The following is a 19364-nucleotide window of genomic DNA, read 5'->3' as shown; positions in this document are numbered from 1 at the left end:
TCGAAATATGTCCAGTCTTGGCAGGGGGATGGGGGCACAATGTCGCGGAAAATCTTGGGACAGGTCTCTTCGCGTCACATGAGGGGCTTTCAGGCGACATCAGGCCTCCGCCGAAAGGCGTAGAGGACGCCTCCCCGCCTGTCATTCGTCAGCTTTACCGGCTCCGGCTTACCGCATTTGACGCGGCCGGCACCGCCCCGGCGAGGCTTCCGTGCTCAGCGCCGCGGCATCTGCGCCGGGACGGACGACACCCTGCCCTCGCCTCCGTCGCGCTCACCCGCGCCGAGGAAACCGCCGGACTGGCGCGCCCAGAGTTCGGAATAGAGCCCGCCCGCGGCGACGAGTTCGGCATGGGTCCCCTCCTCGACGATCCGTCCTTTGTCCATCACCACGAGCCGGTCGAGGGCCGCGATCGTCGACAGCCGGTGGGCGATCGCCAGCACGGTTTTCCCCTGCATCAACCGGTCGAGATTGGACTGGATTGCCGCCTCGACCTCGCTGTCGAGCGCCGAGGTCGCCTCGTCCAGCACCAGGATCGGCGCATCCTTCAGCATCACGCGGGCGATGGCGATCCGCTGGCGCTGGCCGCCGGAAAGCTTCACGCCGCGTTCGCCGACATGCGCATCGAAGCCGCGGCGTCCGCGCTGGTCCTCGATCCTCTGTATGAAATCGAGTGCCTCGGCCCGTTCCGCCGCCCGCTCGAGCTGTGCCTCGTCGGCATCGTGGCGACCGAAGAGGATGTTGTCGCGGATCGAGCGATGGAGCAGCGCGGTATCCTGCGTCACCATGCCGATCTGCCGGCGCAGGCTTTCCTGCGTCACGGTCGCGATGTCCTGCCCATCGATCAGGATGCGCCCGCCTTCGAGGTCGTAGAAGCGCAAGAGCAGGTTGACGAGCGTCGACTTGCCGGCACCCGAGCGTCCGACGATGCCGACCTTCTCGCCGGGCCGGACGGTCAGCGTCAGGTGATCGATGACGCCGCTCTTCCTGCCGTAGTGGAAGGAGACGTCCTCGAAGCGGATTTCCGGCCGCGCCACCTTGAGCTTCGCGGCTCCGGGACGATCCACGAGCGCCAGCGGCTTCGAGACGAGTTCCGCGGAGTTCTGGATCGTGCCGATGTTGCGCATGATGCTGTTCATCTGCGTCATCATGCGGCCGAGCAGCATGTTGAGGCGCAGCACGAGGCCGAGCGTGAAGGCAACGCCGCCGGCGGTGACCGCGCCCTTGAACCAGAGGTCCACCGAAAGGGAAGCAACCATCAGGATCATCACGCCGGAGAGCGTCGCAAGGGCTGCACGCACGCCGGTCAGGAGCCGGGCGAAGGGCGTGAGCGTCGCCTGGAACCGGTCAAAGCCGGCGCGGATATAATGATCGTTCTCGCGCTCGCGGCTGAAAAGCTTCAACGTCTGGATGTTGGAATAGCTGTCGACGAGCCGGCCGTTCAGCATCGAGGCGGCCTCCGCCGTCGCCCGCGCATGGCGGCGGATGCGCGGGACGAAATAGCGCGCAAGCACGAGGAAGATGACCACCCAGCCGGCGATGACCGCCGCCAGCCGCCAGTCGAGCTGGGCGACCAGCGCCATGGTCGAGACCGTGTAGATGACCATGAACCAGGCGACCTGCAGCAGCGAGGTCATCAGGTCGCCGGTCGCTTGCCCCGCCGACCAGACCTTAGTGACGATGCGGCCGGAAAAATCATTCTGGAAGAAGGAAAGCGCCTGCCGCGCGACATGCACATGTGCCTGCCAGCGCACGAGATTGAAGAAGTTGAGGACGATCACCTGTTCCTCGACCAGCGCGCCGAGCGTCACCACGACGAGGCGCACGACGAGCACGGTCAGTGCCATAACGGCAAGCTCCACCCCGTGCGCGGCAATGAGCCCGTCCCACCCGGCACCGCGCGGCACGGTATCGAGGAGATCCACCAGCCGGCCAACGAACCAGAAGAGCGCCGCCTCCAGCATGGCGACGGCGCCGCCGAGAATGGCCATGGCCACGAACGCCCATTTCGCCTGGCGCACGTAGAACCAAATGAACGCCGCGGTTCCTTCCGGCGGACGAAGGTCGTCCGAACGCGCGAAGGGGTCGATCCAGTTCTCGAAGAGGCGGGCGATCGGACGAAACAGCATGGAAGGGATATAGGCGGATTCCCGGCCGGCGGAAAGGACGGCTGCCGCCGCACCACGAATGGATGCGGCAGCAGCAGCCGGGAGGCATGAGCCCGTCGTCTTTGCAGGCGGCAGAATTACTCCGCCGCCTGCTCCGTCTCCTCGAGGTCGCGATCGGCGAGGAAGCCGCCCGACTGGCGGCTCCAGAGGTCGGAATAGATGCCGCCGAGCGACACCAGTTCACTATGGGTGCCTGTCTCGATGATCCGGCCCTTGTCGAGCACGATCAGCCGGTCCATTTGCGTCAGCGTCGAGAGCCGGTGGGCAATCGCGATCACCGTCTTGCCCTCCATCAGCGAGAACAGGCTTTCCTGGATCGCCGCCTCGACCTCCGAGTCGAGCGCCGAGGTCGCCTCGTCGAGCACCAGGATCGGGGCGTTCTTGAGGAACACCCGGGCGATCGCGATGCGCTGCCGCTGGCCGCCGGAAAGCTTGACGCCACGTTCGCCGACCTGGGCATCGAGGCCGATGCGGCCCTTGTAGTCGACGAGCCCTTCGATGAACTCCCAGGCATTCGCCCGCTTCGCCGCTTCGATCACCTCGGCATCGCTCGCCTGCGGACGGCCGTAGCCGATGTTGTCACGGATCGAACGGTGCAGGAGCGAAGTGTCCTGGGTGACGACGCCGATCATCGACCGCAGGCTGTCCTGCGACACGTTCGCGATATCCTGGCCGTCGATCACGATCTTTCCCTTCTCGAGATCGTAGAAGCGCAAGAGCAGGTTCATCAACGTCGTCTTGCCGGCGCCGGAGCGGCCGACCAGACCGACCTTCTCGCCCGGGTTCACAACCAGCGAAAAGTCCTCGATGACGCCCTGCGCCTTGCCGTAGTGGAAGCGGACGTGATCGTAGACGATCTCGCCCTTCTCCACCGTCAACGCCTTGGCGCCGGGTGCATCGACGACGTCGTGCGCCTTCGTCATCATTTTCATGCCGTCATAGACCGTGCCGATGTTCTCGAAGAGCGCCGAGACCTCCCACATGATCCATTGCGACATGCCGTTGATGCGCATGGCAAGGCCGATGGCGATGGCGATGGCGCCGACCGAGATCGAGCCGCCCAGCCAGAAGGAGATCGACAGCGACCCTACGGCGAAGAGCGCGATACAGTTGTTGATGTAGACGAACACGTGGAAGAGCGTCACCATCCGCATCTGCCGGTGCACGGTGACGAGGAACTCGTCCATGCCGTTGCGGGCATAGTCTTCCTCGCGTCCTGCGTGGGAGAACAGCTTCACCGTCGCGATGTTGGTGTAGCTGTCGACGATCCGGCCCGTCATCATCGAGCGCGCATCCGCCTGGTCGGCCGATACCTTCCGCAGCCGAGGAACGAAATAGCTGACGATAGACACGTAGACGACCACCCAGACGACGAGCGGCGCGACAAGCCTCAGATCGGACGTGGCGACGATCACGATCATCGAGATGAAATAGGTGACGACGTAGACGAAGACGTCGAGCACCTTCATCACCCCTTCGCGGACCGCGAGCGAGGTCTGCATGACCTTGGTCGCCACGCGCCCGGCGAACTCGTTGGCAAAGAACGTCATCGAGTGCCGGAGCAGGAAGCGGTGCATCTGCCAGCGCGCGATCATCGGCATGTTGCCGAGTAGCACCTGGTGCATGATGAACGAGTCGATCGCCACGACGAGCGGCAGCCCGACGAGGACGACGAGCGCCATGCCGAGGAGCCGCGGGGCCTCCGATTGCAGGAAGGTCTCGCGATCGGCCTTGGAAAGCCAGTCGACGATGTCGCCGAGGAAGCGGAAGAGCGTCACCTCGCCGACGGCGATCAGTGCCGTACAGATGGCCACGCCGAGGAGCCACGGGGCCGCGGGCTTTGAATAGTACCAGCAGAAGCGGAAGAGCCCCTTCGGCGGCAGGGCCGGAACGCCCGCCGGATAGGGATTGAGTCGCTGTTCGAACCAGCCAAACATGAATATCTCCAGTCGTCTTGCCCCTGTCGACACCGGGCGGCATATGCCGCAACGAACGGAATCAGGGGTTTGAACGGACGGCGCAAACCATCGGGACTGCGCCTTGAACAAAACGGAAAATCAGAAAAGGAGCGAGCTGATCGCTACCACGCCGTCGGATGCATGTCCGGGACCGGGAGGCAAATAACGCCAGTGGATATCATCAAGGCCTCCCTGCTGCGTGTTGAAGAGATGCGAAACGTAGCCGTCTCCCGCTGAATTGAAAAGCATCAATCTGCTCCTTCTGCATGCATCGCCGCGGCGGTGTTGCCCGTTGACCACAGATCGCCGGTCCTCCGAACCGGCACTTGAGCTTGCGGTTCCACCTGCCCTAAGGATGTCGCCATGACCTTTCTGCGCATCGCCCTCTACCAGCCGGACATTCCCGGCAACACCGGCACCATCCTTCGCCTCGCCGCCTGCCTCGGCCTCGGCGTCGACATCATCGAACCGGCGGGCTTCGACATCTCCGACCGCAACCTGAAACGCGCCGGCATGGACTACCTCAACTCGGTCTCGCTCGCCCGTCACGTCAACTGGGAACGCTTCGAGGCATGGCGGGCGACGACCGGCCGCCGGCTGGTCCTCGCATCGACCAGGGCCGCCACGCCCTATACTGACTTTGCCTTCCGCTCCGACGACATCCTGCTCCTCGGCCGGGAAAGCGCCGGCGTTCCCGAACTCGTCCATGACGCCGCCGAGGCGCGCGTCATCATCCCGATGGTGCCGGGCCAACGCTCGATCAACGTCGCCATGTCGGCGGCGATGATCGCCGGCGAGGCCCTGCGGCAGACCAGGTTCGCGCAAAGCTGACTGCGAACCGGCATCTCTGCCGCCACTTGGAAAGGCGCATGTTTGACCGTATAAGACCTCAACCAATATTGAGGTCAACATGGGTGCGAAGAAATCCGGTTCCGAAATGCCCCGCCGCGAACTGAGCGTCGGCGAGGTCGCCGAGCGCAGCGGCGTTGCCGTATCGACGCTGCATTTCTACGAGGCCAAGGGTCTGATCCACAGCAACCGCAATCGCGGCAATCAACGCCGCTATCCGCGTTCGGTGCTCCGGCGCGTCGCCGTCATAAAGGTTGCACAGAAAACCGGTATCCCTCTTGCCGAGATCGGCGAGGCGCTCTCCGTGCTGCCGCACGACCGGCCGCTGACGGCCGAGGACTGGAGGCAGCTTTCCGAACGCTGGCGCGACGCGCTCGAACGGCGGATCGATCAGCTGCAGTCGCTCAGGGACCACCTGACCGGCTGCATCGGCTGCGGTTGCCTTTCGATGAGCGACTGTCCGCTCCGAAATCCGATGGACACGCTGGCCGAAAAGGGCGGCGGGCCGCATCTGCTCGAAAGTTGAAGACGGCTGCGGCAAACACGCGCTTGGCGAAGTCCGGCCATTGTGTCATGCTGCAGCGCGAAAGAACGACGAGGTGGCCTTATGTTCGATACGGCATTCACCCTGGGCTTGACGCAGTTCGCCCGCAGCCTGAGCTTTCCCGAAAGACTCCAACACCGGCCCTTCCGTAACGTGACGCTGGAGGCGCTGAGAACGCGCAACACCGGTCTCGACGCTCTCTTCTATGACGTCAAGGCGCTGTCGTCCGAGGAAGTCTTCTATATCAGCGACTCCATCACCGCCGAGGGGCTGATCATGATCGTGCCGCCGACCGGCGCCGGCATGCTGACCCTCTGCGACAGCGTTGACGAATACCTGCTGCGCGGCGGCAAGGACGTCCATGTGCTGGCGATCGCCGGCGTCGGCGGTTCGGCCATCGGTGCGGCGGCCTTCGCCCGCAATGTCGCGGATGCCGTCGGCGCGCCTGTGGCGGCGATCGTTTCGGGCTATGGCCTCGGCGACGTCGTCATGGAGACGATGGGCGGCGGCTTTTTGTTCGGCTGGCTCGGGCATTTCCGCAGCCAGATGGAAACGCTGGACGATGCGGTCGGTCGCCCGCAGCTCGGCGCCTATCAGCAGCGCAACCTGAAGCCGGAGCCCGAGCGCCGCTCCTGCCTCGACGCGGACACGGCCGCGGAACTGCTCGGCGATCCGCGTCTTTCCTTCCATATGCTGGCGGCCCATTCGAGCGGCAACCGGGCGCTCTCCGAAGCGCTCTACGCGCTGCGGCGGTCAAACCGCCAGCGCCTCCGCACGCTTGCCGAGGGACTGCGCATCGTGACCTTCGGCGGACGGATCGTCATGCCGCCGGAGTTCACCGACGTCATCGACGTGGTCGGCGAGCTGGACTGGTACGGCGAAGTCAATTCGCGGCCGCAGATCGACACCGATATCCGCGTGCCGCTCGCCGGACATTCGACGAACACCGACCTGCCGGGTTCGCTGCACGTCACGAAAATATTGCAGGAGATCGTCGGGAAGAGCCTGCCCGCCGTCATCGAGACCGCCACGCCGGCACCGGTGGACATCGAGCCTCTTGCAGAAGACGTCCCGGTCGCGGAAACCGCCGACACCGCGAAGGACGAAGTAGTCCCGACTGTGCCAGGAAGCGCTCCGGCGGCGGCTGCACGCAAACCCGCCACGAGGCGCAAGACTCCCAGGAAGGATTCCATCCACTGAGGCGGGCGCCCGCCACCGCACGGACGAAGAGAAGGAGTCAGCGGAACAGATCGGAAAGCGCCCGCATGTCGCCGTTCGCGATATTGAGGCCGGCTGACTGAAGCTGGTCGCGGACCTGCAGCGCCGCACGCAAGGCCTCGCCACCGGTCATACCCGTTTCGATGCGTTCGCCGACGGTGGTTTCGGTCATCTCCGGGATGCTGTCGAGGAAGCCGTCATCGTCGGCGATGCCCTTGCGCATGACCCCGAGCGAGGCGCCGGCCTCGTAGAGACCAGTCAGCATGCTGTCGACCGCAGCAATCATTCCTTCGAGCTCCGTCGAACTCGTACTGTCGGCGAGAGCGACCTCGCGTGCGGGAGAGGACGGCGGAACGGCGGCATTGGTGTCGAGCAAGAAGTAGGCGTAGCCCCCGCCGCTGCGGGTCAGCCCGGCATGGGCGCGTGTGAGAACACCGTCGGCCGCGTTCTCGCTGCTGGTGACCGCGGACCGGCCGGTATCGAAATCCGCGAGATTGACGGCAAGCTCGCCCGGTCCCGACCGCGACACGGAGGCGACGACGGACTGCACCTTCGGCCGCTGCCCCGCCTCGAGATGGAGCCAGTTCTGTCCGTCATAGGTGCTCGAGGCGGCGGTCGCCGCCAATTGGTCCTTCAGCACGCCGATCTCCGCATTCAGTGCATTGCGGTCGGCGCCTGGCGAACGTGCCTCTATCAGCCGGTCACGGATGTCCATGACGATGCCGGTGGTCGTCTCGATGCCGAGAGCGGCGATGTCGGTGAGCGCGGCGGCACGCCCCGTCGCATCTGCGGCGCTCGACAGGGAAAGGCTGCTCGTCCCCAGGCTTGCGGTGATCGACCAGTATCCGTCGTTTTCGGCAGGCACGTCGACTTTGCGTGCGGCGACGGCGCGAGCCGGCACGACAGCGGATGTCGCGACACGTTCGCTGCGCGAAAACGTTGCGGCGGAGGACAGGGGCTGCAGGAGACTCATTCTCTCGTGATGCTTTCCGGAATCATTGCGGACAGATGCCCGGAGAGTGCCAAAGCGGCCTTTCGAAAACTTTCAGCGCATCGGTAAAGTTTTATCGGTTCCCGGCACCGGAAAACAAAAACCCCGGATAGGACCAGAAAAGGTCAGTCGGCGGAGGGAAGGCGCCGCATGGTGAATTCGATCCGGTCGCCCTCGAGCTGTCGCCAGCTTTCGACCTCGGTCCAGTAGGCGGCCTTCGGGAAGGCATCAAACCATTCCTTGGCCTTGGCCCTCGCCTCCTCGCGCGACAGGCAGAAGGTCTCGCGAACAAAATGCCCGGTCTCGGAACGGGACCTGGCCCTTCGATGTTTGGCGATTTCCTTCCTGAGACCGTCAAGCGGCGGCAAGCCGGGCATCTTCGTCATGAAACACCTCGCCTGCCTTGAAATGTAGTCGCGCAGCCGCCCGTTTGCGAGTCGAAATTCGGGGGACGGCGGTGAGCCTCTCTGGCTCGCCGCCGGGCGACCTGCTAAGCCATGGAGCGATGCGGCCGACTCGTTCAGGACGGCCGGAGACGAGGATTTATGGAATGGAAAGACCCGACCTGCCACGGGAATTGCCCGAGAACATCGAAGAGAAGAAGAACGAGGCGCGCGCCTGGTTCGAGACGCTGAGGGACACCATCTGCGCCTCCTTCGAAACGCTCGAACAGGAGCTGGCGGGACCGCTTTCCAACCAGCCGCCCGGGCGGTTCGTCGGCAAGGACTGGCTGCGCGAAGGCGGTGCGGGTGGCGGCGGCCGGATGTCGATGATGGAAGGCCGCGTCTTCGAGAAGGTCGGTGTCCACACCTCGACCGTCTACGGCGAGTTCTCGCCCGAATTCCGCAAACAGATGCCCGGTGCCGAGGAGGATCCGCGGTTCTGGGCTTCCGGCATTTCGCTGATCGCCCATCCGGTCAATCCGAACGTTCCCGCCGTTCACATGAACACGCGCATGGTGGTCACCACCAGCCAGTGGTTCGGCGGCGGCGCCGACCTCACCCCGGTGCTCGACAGACGGCGAACGCAGGAGGATCCCGACAGCCGTCTTTTCCACCGCGCGATGGAGATCACCTGCGGCAAGCATGCCGCCGTCGCGGACTATCCGCGCTTCAAGACCTGGTGCGACGAATACTTCTTCCTGAAGCACCGCAACGAGCCGCGCGGCATCGGCGGCATCTTTTTCGACTGGCTGCATTCGGGGCCCGAACAGGGCGGCTGGGCTGCCGATTTCGCCTTCGTGCAGGATGTCGGCCGCGCGTTCAATCTCGCCTACCCGCGGATCGTACGCGCGAACTTCAACAACGACTGGACGGAGGCCGACCGCGACGAACAGCTCGTCCGGCGCGGGCGCTATGTCGAGTTCAATCTCCTCTACGACCGCGGCACGATCTTCGGGCTGAAGACCGGCGGAAACGTCGAGTCGATCCTGTCCTCGATGCCTCCAGTCGTGCGCTGGCCGTGAGCACTGTCGTGGCGATCAATTCACGACTTCTAACGAATTTTATAGTTTAGTGATTCCTAATGCCATGCTATCCTCCCCGGCAGTTTGCAGGAGGAGAAATGCAATGGCTCGTTCGATTGGCACTCCCACTCCAAAAAACAACGAAAACGCTGCCGAAGCCGAACGCATCATCGACCGTCTCGCCGAAGAACTCAGGGCCTCCGGCGGCGTCGACCTTCCCCACTCCTACTTCGTGGAACAGGTTAAATTGCGTCTTGTGGGAAGCGATTTGAGCGCACTCGATACGGCGGACACGGCGCGAACGTTGATCCGCGGCTGGAAGCCGAAGGCAACCCCGTCGGTTTTCAACGCCTGGGCCATGCCCGAGCAGGTCTAGCCACCCGTTCGGCAGCCCTGTCGACCGTCGCACCGGCGGGAGGGAACCTATGACCAATCCCGCCGATTATAATAGATTGGTCGAAACCAGAACAAAGAGGAGAAGGCCATGAAGCTGTTTGAATGCGGTTCGCTCGTACCCGGCTGCCCGTGGCATACCCGGGCGGACGAGGAGGCGGAAGTCGTCCGCCGCGCGGTCGAGCATATGCGGACCGCGCATGGCGAAACCATCATCCGCGAGAACATGATCGAGAACATCAAGGCCCGCATCGTCACGACCGAGAAGGCGACGGCCTGAACCCGATCAGGAAACACTCATCTCCTTGAGCCGGGCGAGCAAGCTTGCCCGGTCCATTGAGAAATTGCCGGCAACCCATTCCGATTCCAGCGCTTTCAGGGCCTTTCCGACTGCCGGCCCCGGCGGAATGCCGGCAGCGACGAGGTCGGCGCCGCTGACCGGAAAGCTCGGTTTCTCGAAGGTTTCGGCCCGCTTCAGAAGTGCCGAGAGCCGCGCAACCCGCGCCATGATCGCCGGGTCGTCCTCGCCCTTCGCCCGCACCGTGGCAAGTTCGAGCTTTAGGGCCGTCGTGAGCCCCTCCTTGCCGTGGAGGTAGAGGTCGCGGTCGAACGCAGTATCCTTGACCGCGATGTCCGGCTTCGGCGCACGCGCGAAATGATCGAGATAGCGCGCTTCCGCCTTCGACATCCGCAGCCGTTCGGCCATGGCCGCAAGCCGCCCGGCATCCTTCGGAACGATTGCCGCGAGCCGCAGCATAGGATCGGGCTCCCAGCCGAGCGCCTGTTCGGCGGCAACCAGCCCGTGGATCGCGTCGATCCCCCACTTCTCCGTCTCCGGCAGGATCTCGGTGAGCACGCCGGATTGCCGCATCCACAAAAGCGCGCGGCTCGGGTCGGAGGCCTTGAGCAGTTTCTTCATTTCCGACCAGATCCGCTCGGCCGAAAGCGTTGCAAGCTTGCCGCGCGCACGCATGCAGGCCTTCAGCCCTTCGGCATCCGGCCGCCCGGCACCGTAATGGGCGAAGAAGCGGAAGAACCGCAGGATACGCAGATAGTCCTCGGCAATGCGTTTGTCGGCGTCGCCGATGAACCGCACCGTCCGCGTCTCGACGTCAGGAAGGCCGTTGACGAGGTCGATCACCTCGCCCGCCCGGTCGACATAGAGGGCATTGATCGTCAGGTCCCGCCGCTCGGCATCGGCCTGCCAATCCGCCCCGAACTTCACCGTCGCACGCCGCCCGTCGGTTTCCACGTCATGGCGAAGCGTCGTCACCTCGAACGGCTTGCCGTCGACGACCAGCGTCACCGTACCATGGTCGATGCCGGTCGGCACGGACTTGATGCCGGCGGCCTTCGCCCGCGCGATCACATCCTCCGGCTCCAGCGTCGTCGCAATGTCGATATCGGCGACGGGAAGCCCCATCAGGCTGTTGCGGATGGCGCCGCCCGCGACCCGTCCCTCGCCGCCCTCTGCATTCAGGAGGTCCATGACACGGATGAGTGCCGGGTCGCGAAACCAGGGCTCCTGCGACAGGTTGGTCATGCATAGAGCCTTTCGTAGAGCGTGCGGATGATGCCGGCCGTGATGCCCCAGATATAGCGCTCGCCATAAGGCATCACGTAGTAGTGGCGGAGGATACCGCGCCAGTCGCGGCTGTCGCGCTGGTGGTTTTCCGGGTTCATCAGGAAGGAGAGCGGCACTTCGAAGACGCTTTCCACCTCATGCGGGTTGGGCGTGATGGTGAAGCCTCGGCTGACGACGGAGAGCACCGGGATGATGCGAAAGCCGGTCGCCGAGAGGTATTGCGGCAGCCGCCCGACTGTTTCGACATAGGCGGGATCGAGACCGATCTCCTCCTGCGCCTCGCGCAGCGCCGCCTCCTCGGGCGAGACGTCGGTGTCGTCGATGCCGCCACCGGGAAAGGCGATCTGGCCGGAATGCTTGCGCAGCCGCGTCGTCCGCTGGGTGAGGATCACCTTGGCACCCTCATCGCCGTCGTCGACGACCGGGACCAGCACCGCGGCGTCCTTGAGTTGAATTCCTTCGATCTCGGCCAAAGTCTCCGGATTGAGCAGATGGTCGCCGTGCTCGCGCCAGGCATGCTCGAGCGGAGCGCCGATCTGGTTCAGCGCCCTGTGCCGGAAATCGGCGGCCGAAAAACTTGATAGAAGTGTCCGTGACGTCATCGCGACAACGCATCCAGTTCGTTCGCCCGCATGACGGGAAAGATTTCGCCGGCGGAGCGCACCGCAAACATCTCCACCCCGTCGATCACAACCACCTCGCCGCGTTCAACGAGATCGTACATCACGGCGCGCGACACGAGCGCCTCCAGCCGGCCGCGCACATGAAGGTAGGGCTTCAGTTCGTGGTTCTCGCCGTGGACGACGAAACGCAAGGGGTGGTCCGCTCCCGCCTCGACGACATCGCCGACATTGGTGCGGAAGGTGAGAACCGGTTCGCCGTCGCGTTCGCCGGGAACCATTTCGACAGCGAGGAACGGCGCATCTTCGACCCGGATGCCGACCTTCTCGACGGGCGTCACCAGGTAGGTCCTGCCGTCCTCGTCCTTCCTCAGAACGGTCGAGAACAGGCGCACCAGCGCCTCGCGTCCGATCGGCGTTCCCATGTAGAACCAGGTTCCGTCGGCACGGATTTCCATGTCGATGTCGCCGCAGAACGGCGGGTTCCAGCGCTCGACCGGCGGCAGCCCCCTGCCCGCCGTCTGGGTGGAGGCGCGCGCGACCAGCGCCGCCAGTCCGGCCGCATCCGTCGTTGCCTTCAGGGTTTCGCCTGCCATCTTTGCGTCCCGGTTTGCCGATATTCGCTGTCTGTCACGAGATAGTCATTCCGCGCACGCTTGTCAGCCGCCGATTGGGGAATAACTTCTTTTAGATGCGACGGAAGAACGGTGGCATGGTACGAAGGGCCTGACGCCGGAACCAGAGGGAGAAGATCATGGGCATGATGAAGTCGGCCGAACCCTTGCTCGACGAAAAGGCCATCATCGCCGCCGCCGAGAAGGCGCTGTCCGACATCGCCGAGGTGCGCCGGGAAGTTTCCAAGGTGATCTTCGGCCAGGAGCGCGTGGTCGAAAACACGCTGCTCGCCATCCTCTCGGGCGGCCATGCGCTGCTCGTCGGCGTACCGGGCCTTGCCAAGACCAAGCTCGTTTCGACGCTCGGAAGCGTGCTGGGGCTCGAGGCGAACCGCATTCAGTTTACCCCCGACCTGATGCCATCCGACATTCTCGGCACCGAGGTCATGGACCAGGACGAGACCGGCCGGCGGTCCTTCCGTTTCGTCAAGGGACCGGTCTTCGCGCAGCTCCTGATGGCCGACGAGATCAACCGCGCGAGCCCGCGCACCCAGTCGGCACTGCTGCAGTCCATGCAGGAGTATCATGTCACCATCGCCGGACAGCACTACGATCTGCCCTCCCCCTTCCACGTGCTCGCGACCCAGAACCCGCTGGAGCAGGAAGGCACCTATCCGCTTCCCGAGGCGCAGCTCGACCGCTTCCTGCTGCAGGTCGACGTCGGCTATCCGGAGCTTTCGGCGGAACGGCAGATCCTGCTCGAAACCACCGGCGTTACCGATGCGAAGCCGTCGAGCGTCATCGATGCGGCACGGCTGATCGACATCCAGAAGCTGATCCGCCAGATGCCCGTCTCGGAAACCGTGGTCGATGCGATCCTGGCGCTCGTCCGCTCCGCCCGCCCGGGCCACGGCAACGCCGGCACGGACAAAAACGTCGCCTGGGGTCCCGGCCCGCGTGCCGGACAGGCGCTGATGCTCTGCGCCCGCGCCCGCGCGCTCTACGAGGGGCGGCTCGCGCCCTCCCTCGACGACGTCATGGCACTCGCCGAGCCCGTGCTCGAACACCGCATGGCCCTGACCTTTGCCGCCCGCGCGGAAGGCATGACGGTGCGCGACGTGATCCTCGACCTCGTGAAGCAGGCACGGGGCTAGAAAGGCAGTCAGCGTGGCAGCAATCGGCCAGATCGTCGAGCAGACCTCCGGAAGCGATGCTCTGACGCGCGCGCGCCAGCGCGCCGCGCTCGTTCCCGACTGCATGGTCGAGGCGCGGCGGATCGCCAACACGGTAATCGCCGGCTGGCACGGACGCCGCAAGCGCGGCATCGGCGAAAATTTCTGGCAATTCCGCCCCTATGCGGAAGGCGAGAGCCTCTCGCGGATCGACTGGCGGCGCTCGGCCCGCGACGACCATACATATGTCCGCGACCGCGAATGGGAGGCCGCCCACACCGTCTGGCTCTGGGCCGACATGTCGCCGTCGATGATGTACCGGTCCTCCTTCGCACCGGTCTCGAAGGAAGGGCGCGCACTCGTCATCATGCTGGCGCTCGCCGAAATCCTCGCCCGCTCGGGCGAGCGCATCGGTTGTCCGGGCGTGATGGACCCCGTTTCCTCGCGCAATGCCGCCGAACGGCTCGCCGCCACGATCATGCACACCCCGCCGACCGCGGGCCTGCCCGAGACGGCGATGATCCGCGGGATCAGCGACATCGTGCTCATCGGCGATTTCCTCGACGATGCCGACCGGATCATGGAACGGATCGCGCCGCTTGCCCGGCGCGGATTGCGCGGCCATGTGGTCGAGATCGCCGACCCGGCAGAGGAATCCTTTCCCTATAGCGGGCGGACGATCTTCACCGATCCGGAAACCGGCGAGAAGCTTGTCTCCGGCCGTGCCGAGCGGCTGCAGGAAGACTATCGCCGCGCCTATTTCGCCCGCCGCGAGAGCCTCGGCGAAGCGCTGCGGCGGCTCGGCTGGAGCTTCGTCGCCCACCGCACCGACCAGCCCGCATCGCAGGCGCTCGTCGCCGTCCACATGTATCTTTCCGGCAATCCGCCGCAGCCAGCGGGAGGAGTGCGATGAGCTTTCTACCCCTCGCCTTCGGAACGCCGGCCATCCTCATTGCGCTCGCCGCCCTGCCGCTCATCTGGTGGCTCCTGAAGCTCACGCCGCCGCGGCCGCGGACGGAGGTTTTCCCGCCGCTGCGCATCCTCGCGACCGTCCTGAAGCGCGAGGAGACGCCGGACAAGAGCCCCTGGTGGCTGACGCTGCTCAGAATGGTGATCGCCGCCCTCGTGATCCTCGCGCTCGCCGATCCGGTGCTCAATCCGCGCACCGCATCCGTTTCGGGCGACGGCCCGCTGGTCCTGCTCGTCGACAACAGCTGGGCGGCCGCCGCCGACTGGGACCGCCGCGTTGCGACGGCCGAGGGCCTGATCGCCGAAGCGGACGGCGAAGACATTCCGGTCGCAATCGCCTTCACCGCCGACGCGACCCACGACGCGGTTCCGGGAACGGCCGCCGCCGCGCTGAAGAAGCTGCGTGCCGCCGGACCGAAACCGCTGAGGCCGGATCGTCCCCGCGCCATCACCGCTCTCAAGCAAGCGCTCGACGGAACCGCGCCCGGCTCGCTCGTCTTCCTGAGTGACGGCGTCGCCGCCACCGCCGGGGATGATACGGTCAAGCAACTCGCCGCGCTCGCGCCCCGGCAACTGCGTCTCGTCGAAGGCGACGGACGCGGCGCCGTCGCGATCACCAACGCCGTGAACGGTGCAAACGAGCTGGACGTCACGGTTTCCAGGCTGGCTTCCGCCGGAGAGAGCCGCCTGACGGTCGATGCGCAGGACCGGCAAGGCCGGGTAATTGCCACCGGTGAGGCACGCTTTTCGCCCGGCGAGACGGTCGCCAAGGCGACCGTCGCCGCACCGTTCGAGCTGCGCAACGACTTCACCCGGCTTACCGTCACCGGTGCCGCCAATGCCGGCGCCACACACCTGCTCGACGACGGCTTCCGTCGCCGACGCGTGGCGATGATTTCCGGCGAACCGGACGACGGCTTCCAGCCGCTGCTCTCGCCGCTCTACTACACGGAACGCGCGCTCGCGCCCTATGCCGACCTCGTCCGCTCGAACAATGCCGATCTTGCCGCCGCGATCCCGGAACTCCTGGCGCAGAACCCGTCGGTGATCATTCTCGCCGACATCGGCCGCCTGCCCGGCGAACTCTACGAACCGCTCCAGCGCTGGATCGCCAAGGGCGGCACCGTCATCCGCTTTGCCGGCCCGCGGCTCGCCGCCGCGCCCGCCGACGACCCGCTGCTGCCGGTCGTACTCCGGCAGGGGGAGCGCGTGCTCGGCGGGGCCATGTCCTGGGCGGAGCCGCAGCCGCTCGCGGAATTCCCGAAAACCGGTCCCTTCGCCGGCATGAAGAAGCCGGAGGGCGTGCTGATCAAGCGTCAGGTGCTGGCCGAACCCACCCCCGACCTTCAGGAACGCACCTGGGCGAGCCTCAACGACGGGACGCCTCTGGTGACGGTCAAGGAAAACGGCGCCGGCCGCATCGTCCTCTTCCACGTCAGCGCCGAGGCCACCTGGTCCGACCTGCCGATCTCGGGCGAATTCGTCGAGATGCTGCGGCGTATCGTGCAGCTGTCGCATGCCGGCGCGGGCGCCGAGGGCAACGACACCGCGGCCGCGACGTTGCCGCCCTACCGCCTGCTGACGGCGCGCGGCGCGATGACCACCGACACCGCGACGGCGAGACCGATCAATCTCGGCGCCGGCCGCCCCACCGCGGCAACCTTCGACAATCCGCCCGGCCTCTACGGCAGCGAGGACGGCTTCGTCGCGCTGAACCTGCTCGAACCCGGAGCCGAACTGCTGCCGCTTCCCGTAGATCCGGCGGCGGCCGTGACCCGCGAGACGCTCGCCGGCGATGCCGCGACGCCGCTGAAGCCGCCGCTGCTCGCGCTCGCCTTCCTGGCTCTGCTCGCCGACAGCCTGATCGTGCTCTTCATGAACGGCGTCTTCGCCGGCGGGCGTCGCCGCCAGGGCCTCGCAGCGGCGATTGCCCTGACCGCGGTCCTCGCTTTCCACCCGGACAGCGGCCATGCGGCCGATGCCCGTCCCGGCGACGAGAAGCTTCTGGAGCGGCTCGACAACACCCATCTCGCCTATGTCGTCACCGGCGAGCCGGACGTCGACAGTCTCTCCGAACGCGGGCTTGCAGGCCTCACCGAATTCCTGACCTACCGCACGACACTCGAACCCGCCGAGCCGGTCGGACTCAACATCGAGACCGACGAGCTTTCCTTCTATCCGATCATCTTCTGGCCGGTCTCGGCGACGGCGCCGATGCCCTCGGCCGCCGCGATCAACCGGATCGACGCCTATATGCGTGCGGGCGGCACCGTTCTTTTCGATACGCGCGACCAGTATGCGAGCTTCGGCAGTGACGAGGGCCCGAGCCCGAACGGCGAGCGGCTGCGGGCGATCCTCGCCAATATCGACATTCCGCCGCTCGAACCGGTGCCCTCGGACCACGTGCTGACGCGCTCCTTCTACCTGCTGACGGGCTTTCCCGGCCGCTACAGCGGCAGCCCGCTCTGGGTGGAAGCACGCCAGGAGGCGCGAAACAGCAATAGCGGCGTGGTTTCATCGGCCGACGGGGTCTCGCCCGTCCTCATCACCGGCAACGACCTGCTCGGGGCCTGGGCGATCGACGCCAACGGCGCTTCCATGCTGCCGACCGTGCCACCCGACGAAAGGCAGCGGGAGCTTTCCTTCCGCGCCGGCGTGAACATCATGATGTACATGCTGACCGGTAACTACAAGGCCGACCAGGTGCACATTCCTGCCCTCCTCGAACGGCTGGGGCAGTGACGATGACGATCGAGTTCGCCCCCTTCCTGCCGATCCCTTTCCTCGCCGCCCTCGCGATCATTTCGCTTGCGCTTGCCGCGCTCGGCTTCCGCGCCTCCGTTCGGGGAACGGCGCTGCGCTTCCTTGCTGCGCTCGCCGTGCTTGCCGCACTGGCCAACCCGCTGCTGCTTCAGGAAAATCGCGAGCAATTGACGACCGTCGTGCCGGTCGTCGTCGACCGCAGCCAGAGCCAGGAGACGGCGGGACGGCGGGAAATGACCGACAAGGCACTGGCCGCGCTCAAGGAGCGTCTGTCGCGCTTTCCGCTCATCGAGCCGCGCATCGTCGAGGCCGGCGCCGCGGAGAATTCGGATTCGCCCTCGACCCGGCTCTTCGAGGCCCTGAACTCGGCGATTTCCGACGTACCGCCGGCGCGGGTCGGCGGCGCGATCCTGCTGACCGACGGCCAGGTGCACGACGTGCCCGGCGCCGGCCAGTCGCTCGGCTTCGCAGGGCCCGTGCACGGCCTCGTCACCGGCAAGGCCGACGAGCACGACCGGCGCATCGAGGTCTTGCGCGCGCCCCGCTTCGGCATCGTCGGGGAAGAGCAGGAACTGACCTTCCGCGTCTTCGACGACGGGCGTTCGACCAACGCGCCGGCGCGGGTGACCGTCTCGGTCAACGGCGAGCAGACGGCGACCGTCGACGCGACGCCCGGAGCGGAGACGCCGTTCCCGTTCAAAGTGCCGCGCGGCGGCACCAATGTGGTGGAACTTACCGTCGATCCGGTCCCCGGCGAGGTGACGGAAGCAAACAATCAGGCGGTCCATCTCATCCAGGGCATCCGCGAGAACCTGCGCGTGCTGCTCGTCTCGGGTGAGCCGCATGCCGGCGAGCGCGCCTGGCGCAACCTGCTGAAATCCGACGCCTCGGTCGACCTCGTGCATTTCACCATCCTGCGGCCGCCGGAAAAGCAGGACGGCACGCCGATCAACGAGCTGTCGCTGATCGCCTTCCCGACGCGGGAGCTCTTCGTCGAGAAGATCGAGGATTTCGACCTCATCATCTTCGACCGCTACCAGCACCGCGGCGTGCTGCCGATCCTCTATTACGATTACATCGCCGAATACGTGAAGAAGGGCGGCGCACTGCTGATCGCCGCAGGCCCCGAGCACGCAAGCGAGGATTCGATCGCGCTGACGCCACTGGAAACCGTGCTGCCGGCCGCCCCCCTCGGCACGATGCACGAGGTCGGCTTCTATCCGCGGCTCTCCGAAAAGGGCAAGCGCCACCCCGTCACCCGCGGCCTCGACGGTTCGACAGCCGAGCCGCCGCACTGGGGCCGCTGGTTCCGCACCGTCGACGTCGAGCCGCCGAAGGGCGAGACGGTGATGACCGGCGACGGCGACCGCCCGCTCCTGGTGCTCGACCGCGCCGGCGAAGGCCGCGTCGCCATGCTGCTCTCCGACCAAGGCTGGCTCTGGGCGCGCGGCTTCGAGGGCGGCGGCCCGCATGTCTCGCTCTATCGCCGCATCGCCCACTGGCTGATGAAGGAACCGGAACTCGAGGAAGAGGCCCTGACGGCAAAGGCAGCCGGACACCTGCTCGAAGTGACCCGCCAGACGATCGGTGACGCGCCGGGCGCGGCGGTGGTCGAATCCCCCTCGGGCAAGACCGAGAACCTGCCGCTCACCGAGATCGCCCCCGGCCTCTACCGCGGTGAAAAGCGGATGGACGAGACCGGCCTCTTCAAGATCACCAACGGCGAGCTCTCGACGCTCGCCCATGTGGGCGCTGCCGATGCGCAGGAATTCAAGGCGATGATCTCGACGACCGAGGCGCTGCAACCGGTCGCCGAGCGCAGCAAGGGCTACCTCGGACGGCTCGACGACGGCCGCGGCGGCTTGCGCATCCCCGATATCCTGCCGGTCAGAAGCGACATCCGCGTCAGCGACGACAAGCGGATGCTGATCCGCATGACCGACGAGACGGTACTGAAGGGAATCGACACGCTGCCGCTCTTTGCCGGTTTCGCCGGCCTCGCCGTGCTGTTGCTCGCGATGTCGGCCATGTGGTGGCGGGAGGGACGGTAAAGCC

Annotated in this window: 17 protein-coding genes; 10 read left to right on the top strand and 7 right to left on the bottom strand. The window is 65.8% G+C overall.

Going from position 1 to position 19364, the window contains the following annotated elements; genetic code table 11:
* Nucleotides 1-215 precede the first annotated feature (215 nt).
* Both H4I97_RS04515 and H4I97_RS04510 read right to left on the bottom strand, forming a co-directional pair.
* Nucleotides 216-2129, bottom strand: coding sequence for an ABC transporter ATP-binding protein (locus H4I97_RS04515; RefSeq protein WP_182306738.1), 1914 nt, complete (start codon nt 2127-2129; stop codon nt 216-218).
* A 116-nt stretch (nt 2130-2245) separates the two neighbouring features.
* The gene (locus H4I97_RS04510; protein ID WP_182306737.1) at nt 2246-4105 is read right to left on the bottom strand and encodes an ABC transporter ATP-binding protein; all 1860 of its coding nucleotides are present in this window, start codon (nt 4103-4105) and stop codon (nt 2246-2248) included.
* Between the two features lie 384 nt (nt 4106-4489).
* On the opposite strand from H4I97_RS04510, the gene H4I97_RS04505 reads away from it, so the two are divergent.
* From H4I97_RS04505 to H4I97_RS04495, 3 genes are all read left to right on the top strand, one after another.
* On the top strand, nt 4490-4957 hold the full coding sequence (locus H4I97_RS04505; protein WP_182306736.1) for a tRNA (cytidine(34)-2'-O)-methyltransferase: 468 nt from the start codon (nt 4490-4492) through the stop codon (nt 4955-4957).
* A 79-nt stretch (nt 4958-5036) separates the two neighbouring features.
* Nucleotides 5037-5501, top strand: coding sequence for a redox-sensitive transcriptional activator SoxR (gene soxR, locus H4I97_RS04500; protein WP_182306735.1), 465 nt, complete (start codon nt 5037-5039; stop codon nt 5499-5501).
* An 81-nt stretch (nt 5502-5582) separates the two neighbouring features.
* The gene (locus H4I97_RS04495) at nt 5583-6719 is read left to right on the top strand and encodes a cell envelope biogenesis protein OmpA (protein ID WP_182306734.1); all 1137 of its coding nucleotides are present in this window, start codon (nt 5583-5585) and stop codon (nt 6717-6719) included.
* 37 nt (nt 6720-6756) lie between these two features.
* On the opposite strand, the gene H4I97_RS04490 is transcribed toward H4I97_RS04495, so the two are convergent.
* A complete protein-coding gene (locus tag H4I97_RS04490; protein ID WP_182306733.1) occupies nt 6757-7710 on the bottom strand; it encodes a flagellin N-terminal helical domain-containing protein in 954 nt (317 codons plus the stop codon).
* A gap of 143 nt (nt 7711-7853) precedes the next feature.
* Nucleotides 7854-8114, bottom strand: coding sequence for a hypothetical protein (locus tag H4I97_RS04485; protein ID WP_182306732.1), 261 nt, complete (start codon nt 8112-8114; stop codon nt 7854-7856).
* Between the two features lie 164 nt (nt 8115-8278).
* Between H4I97_RS04485 and hemF the strand changes: the two genes are divergently transcribed.
* The 3 genes from hemF (at nt 8279) to H4I97_RS04470 (ending at nt 9866) form a co-directional block, all read left to right on the top strand.
* Entirely contained in the window at nt 8279-9193 is a 915-nt protein-coding gene (gene hemF, locus H4I97_RS04480) for an oxygen-dependent coproporphyrinogen oxidase (protein ID WP_182306731.1), read from the top strand.
* Between the two features lie 103 nt (nt 9194-9296).
* A complete protein-coding gene (locus H4I97_RS04475; RefSeq protein WP_244658714.1) occupies nt 9297-9569 on the top strand; it encodes a hypothetical protein in 273 nt (90 codons plus the stop codon).
* Between the two features lie 108 nt (nt 9570-9677).
* A complete protein-coding gene (locus H4I97_RS04470) occupies nt 9678-9866 on the top strand; it encodes a DUF1059 domain-containing protein (protein WP_182306730.1) in 189 nt (62 codons plus the stop codon).
* 6 nt (nt 9867-9872) lie between these two features.
* Here the strand turns inward: H4I97_RS04470 and H4I97_RS04465 are convergent, their stop codons facing one another.
* The 3 genes from H4I97_RS04465 to H4I97_RS04455 are packed head-to-tail and all read right to left on the bottom strand — an operon-like array spanning nt 9873 to nt 12387.
* Nucleotides 9873-11129 carry a CCA tRNA nucleotidyltransferase gene (locus H4I97_RS04465; RefSeq protein ID WP_182306729.1) on the bottom strand — a complete coding sequence of 419 codons (1257 nt, stop codon included), beginning with the start codon at nt 11127-11129 and terminating at the stop codon, nt 9873-9875.
* Complete coding sequence (locus H4I97_RS04460) at nt 11126-11773, bottom strand: CoA pyrophosphatase (protein WP_182306728.1); 648 nt, start codon at nt 11771-11773, stop codon at nt 11126-11128. Before H4I97_RS04460 ends, H4I97_RS04465 begins: the two co-directional genes overlap by 4 nt.
* A complete protein-coding gene (locus tag H4I97_RS04455) occupies nt 11770-12387 on the bottom strand; it encodes a DUF1285 domain-containing protein (RefSeq protein ID WP_182306727.1) in 618 nt (205 codons plus the stop codon). The genes H4I97_RS04460 and H4I97_RS04455 overlap by 4 nt, the downstream gene beginning before the upstream one ends.
* A gap of 158 nt (nt 12388-12545) precedes the next feature.
* Here H4I97_RS04455 and H4I97_RS04450 point away from each other — a divergent pair, with 158 nt between their 5' ends.
* From H4I97_RS04450 to H4I97_RS04435, 4 genes are read left to right on the top strand one after another with little or no spacing between them, the layout of a single operon-like run.
* The gene (locus H4I97_RS04450) at nt 12546-13559 is read left to right on the top strand and encodes an AAA family ATPase (RefSeq protein ID WP_182306726.1); all 1014 of its coding nucleotides are present in this window, start codon (nt 12546-12548) and stop codon (nt 13557-13559) included.
* Nucleotides 13560-13572: 13 nt separating this feature from the next.
* Nucleotides 13573-14490 carry a DUF58 domain-containing protein gene (locus H4I97_RS04445; protein ID WP_182306725.1) on the top strand — a complete coding sequence of 306 codons (918 nt, stop codon included), beginning with the start codon at nt 13573-13575 and terminating at the stop codon, nt 14488-14490.
* Nucleotides 14487-17288 carry a DUF4159 domain-containing protein gene (locus H4I97_RS04440; RefSeq protein ID WP_182306724.1) on the top strand — a complete coding sequence of 934 codons (2802 nt, stop codon included), beginning with the start codon at nt 14487-14489 and terminating at the stop codon, nt 17286-17288. The genes H4I97_RS04445 and H4I97_RS04440 overlap by 4 nt, the downstream gene beginning before the upstream one ends.
* Nucleotides 17289-17290: 2 nt before the next feature.
* A complete protein-coding gene (locus H4I97_RS04435; RefSeq protein ID WP_182306723.1) occupies nt 17291-19360 on the top strand; it encodes a hypothetical protein in 2070 nt (689 codons plus the stop codon).
* Nucleotides 19361-19364 lie beyond the last annotated feature (4 nt).

It is taken from the genome of Ciceribacter thiooxidans, assembly GCF_014126615.1.
GTDB classification, from domain to species: domain Bacteria; phylum Pseudomonadota; class Alphaproteobacteria; order Rhizobiales; family Rhizobiaceae; genus Allorhizobium; species Allorhizobium thiooxidans.
Note: the sequence above shows the minus strand (reverse complement) of the source record. Positions and strands in the feature narration are given on the sequence as shown.

Excerpts from the sequence above, each read along its gene's own strand:
- H4I97_RS04475 (WP_244658714.1), top strand. The coding sequence starts at position 9,297 with ATGGCTCGTTCGATTGGCACTCCCACTCCAAAAAACAACGAAAACGCT.
- hemF (WP_182306731.1), top strand. The coding sequence starts at position 8,279 with ATGGAAAGACCCGACCTGCCACGGGAATTGCCCGAGAACATCGAAGAG.
- H4I97_RS04510 (WP_182306737.1), bottom strand. The coding sequence starts at position 4,105 with ATGTTTGGCTGGTTCGAACAGCGACTCAATCCCTATCCGGCGGGCGTT.
- H4I97_RS04485 (WP_182306732.1), bottom strand. The coding sequence starts at position 8,114 with ATGACGAAGATGCCCGGCTTGCCGCCGCTTGACGGTCTCAGGAAGGAA.
- H4I97_RS04435 (WP_182306723.1), top strand. The coding sequence starts at position 17,291 with ATGACGATCGAGTTCGCCCCCTTCCTGCCGATCCCTTTCCTCGCCGCC.
- H4I97_RS04455 (WP_182306727.1), bottom strand. The coding sequence starts at position 12,387 with ATGGCAGGCGAAACCCTGAAGGCAACGACGGATGCGGCCGGACTGGCG.
- soxR (WP_182306735.1), top strand. The coding sequence starts at position 5,037 with ATGGGTGCGAAGAAATCCGGTTCCGAAATGCCCCGCCGCGAACTGAGC.
- H4I97_RS04515 (WP_182306738.1), bottom strand. The coding sequence starts at position 2,129 with ATGCTGTTTCGTCCGATCGCCCGCCTCTTCGAGAACTGGATCGACCCC.
- H4I97_RS04505 (WP_182306736.1), top strand. The coding sequence starts at position 4,490 with ATGACCTTTCTGCGCATCGCCCTCTACCAGCCGGACATTCCCGGCAAC.
- H4I97_RS04470 (WP_182306730.1), top strand. The coding sequence starts at position 9,678 with ATGAAGCTGTTTGAATGCGGTTCGCTCGTACCCGGCTGCCCGTGGCAT.
- H4I97_RS04495 (WP_182306734.1), top strand. The coding sequence starts at position 5,583 with ATGTTCGATACGGCATTCACCCTGGGCTTGACGCAGTTCGCCCGCAGC.
- H4I97_RS04465 (WP_182306729.1), bottom strand. The coding sequence starts at position 11,129 with ATGACCAACCTGTCGCAGGAGCCCTGGTTTCGCGACCCGGCACTCATC.
- H4I97_RS04490 (WP_182306733.1), bottom strand. The coding sequence starts at position 7,710 with ATGAGTCTCCTGCAGCCCCTGTCCTCCGCCGCAACGTTTTCGCGCAGC.
- H4I97_RS04450 (WP_182306726.1), top strand. The coding sequence starts at position 12,546 with ATGGGCATGATGAAGTCGGCCGAACCCTTGCTCGACGAAAAGGCCATC.
- H4I97_RS04460 (WP_182306728.1), bottom strand. The coding sequence starts at position 11,773 with ATGACGTCACGGACACTTCTATCAAGTTTTTCGGCCGCCGATTTCCGG.
- H4I97_RS04440 (WP_182306724.1), top strand. The coding sequence starts at position 14,487 with ATGAGCTTTCTACCCCTCGCCTTCGGAACGCCGGCCATCCTCATTGCG.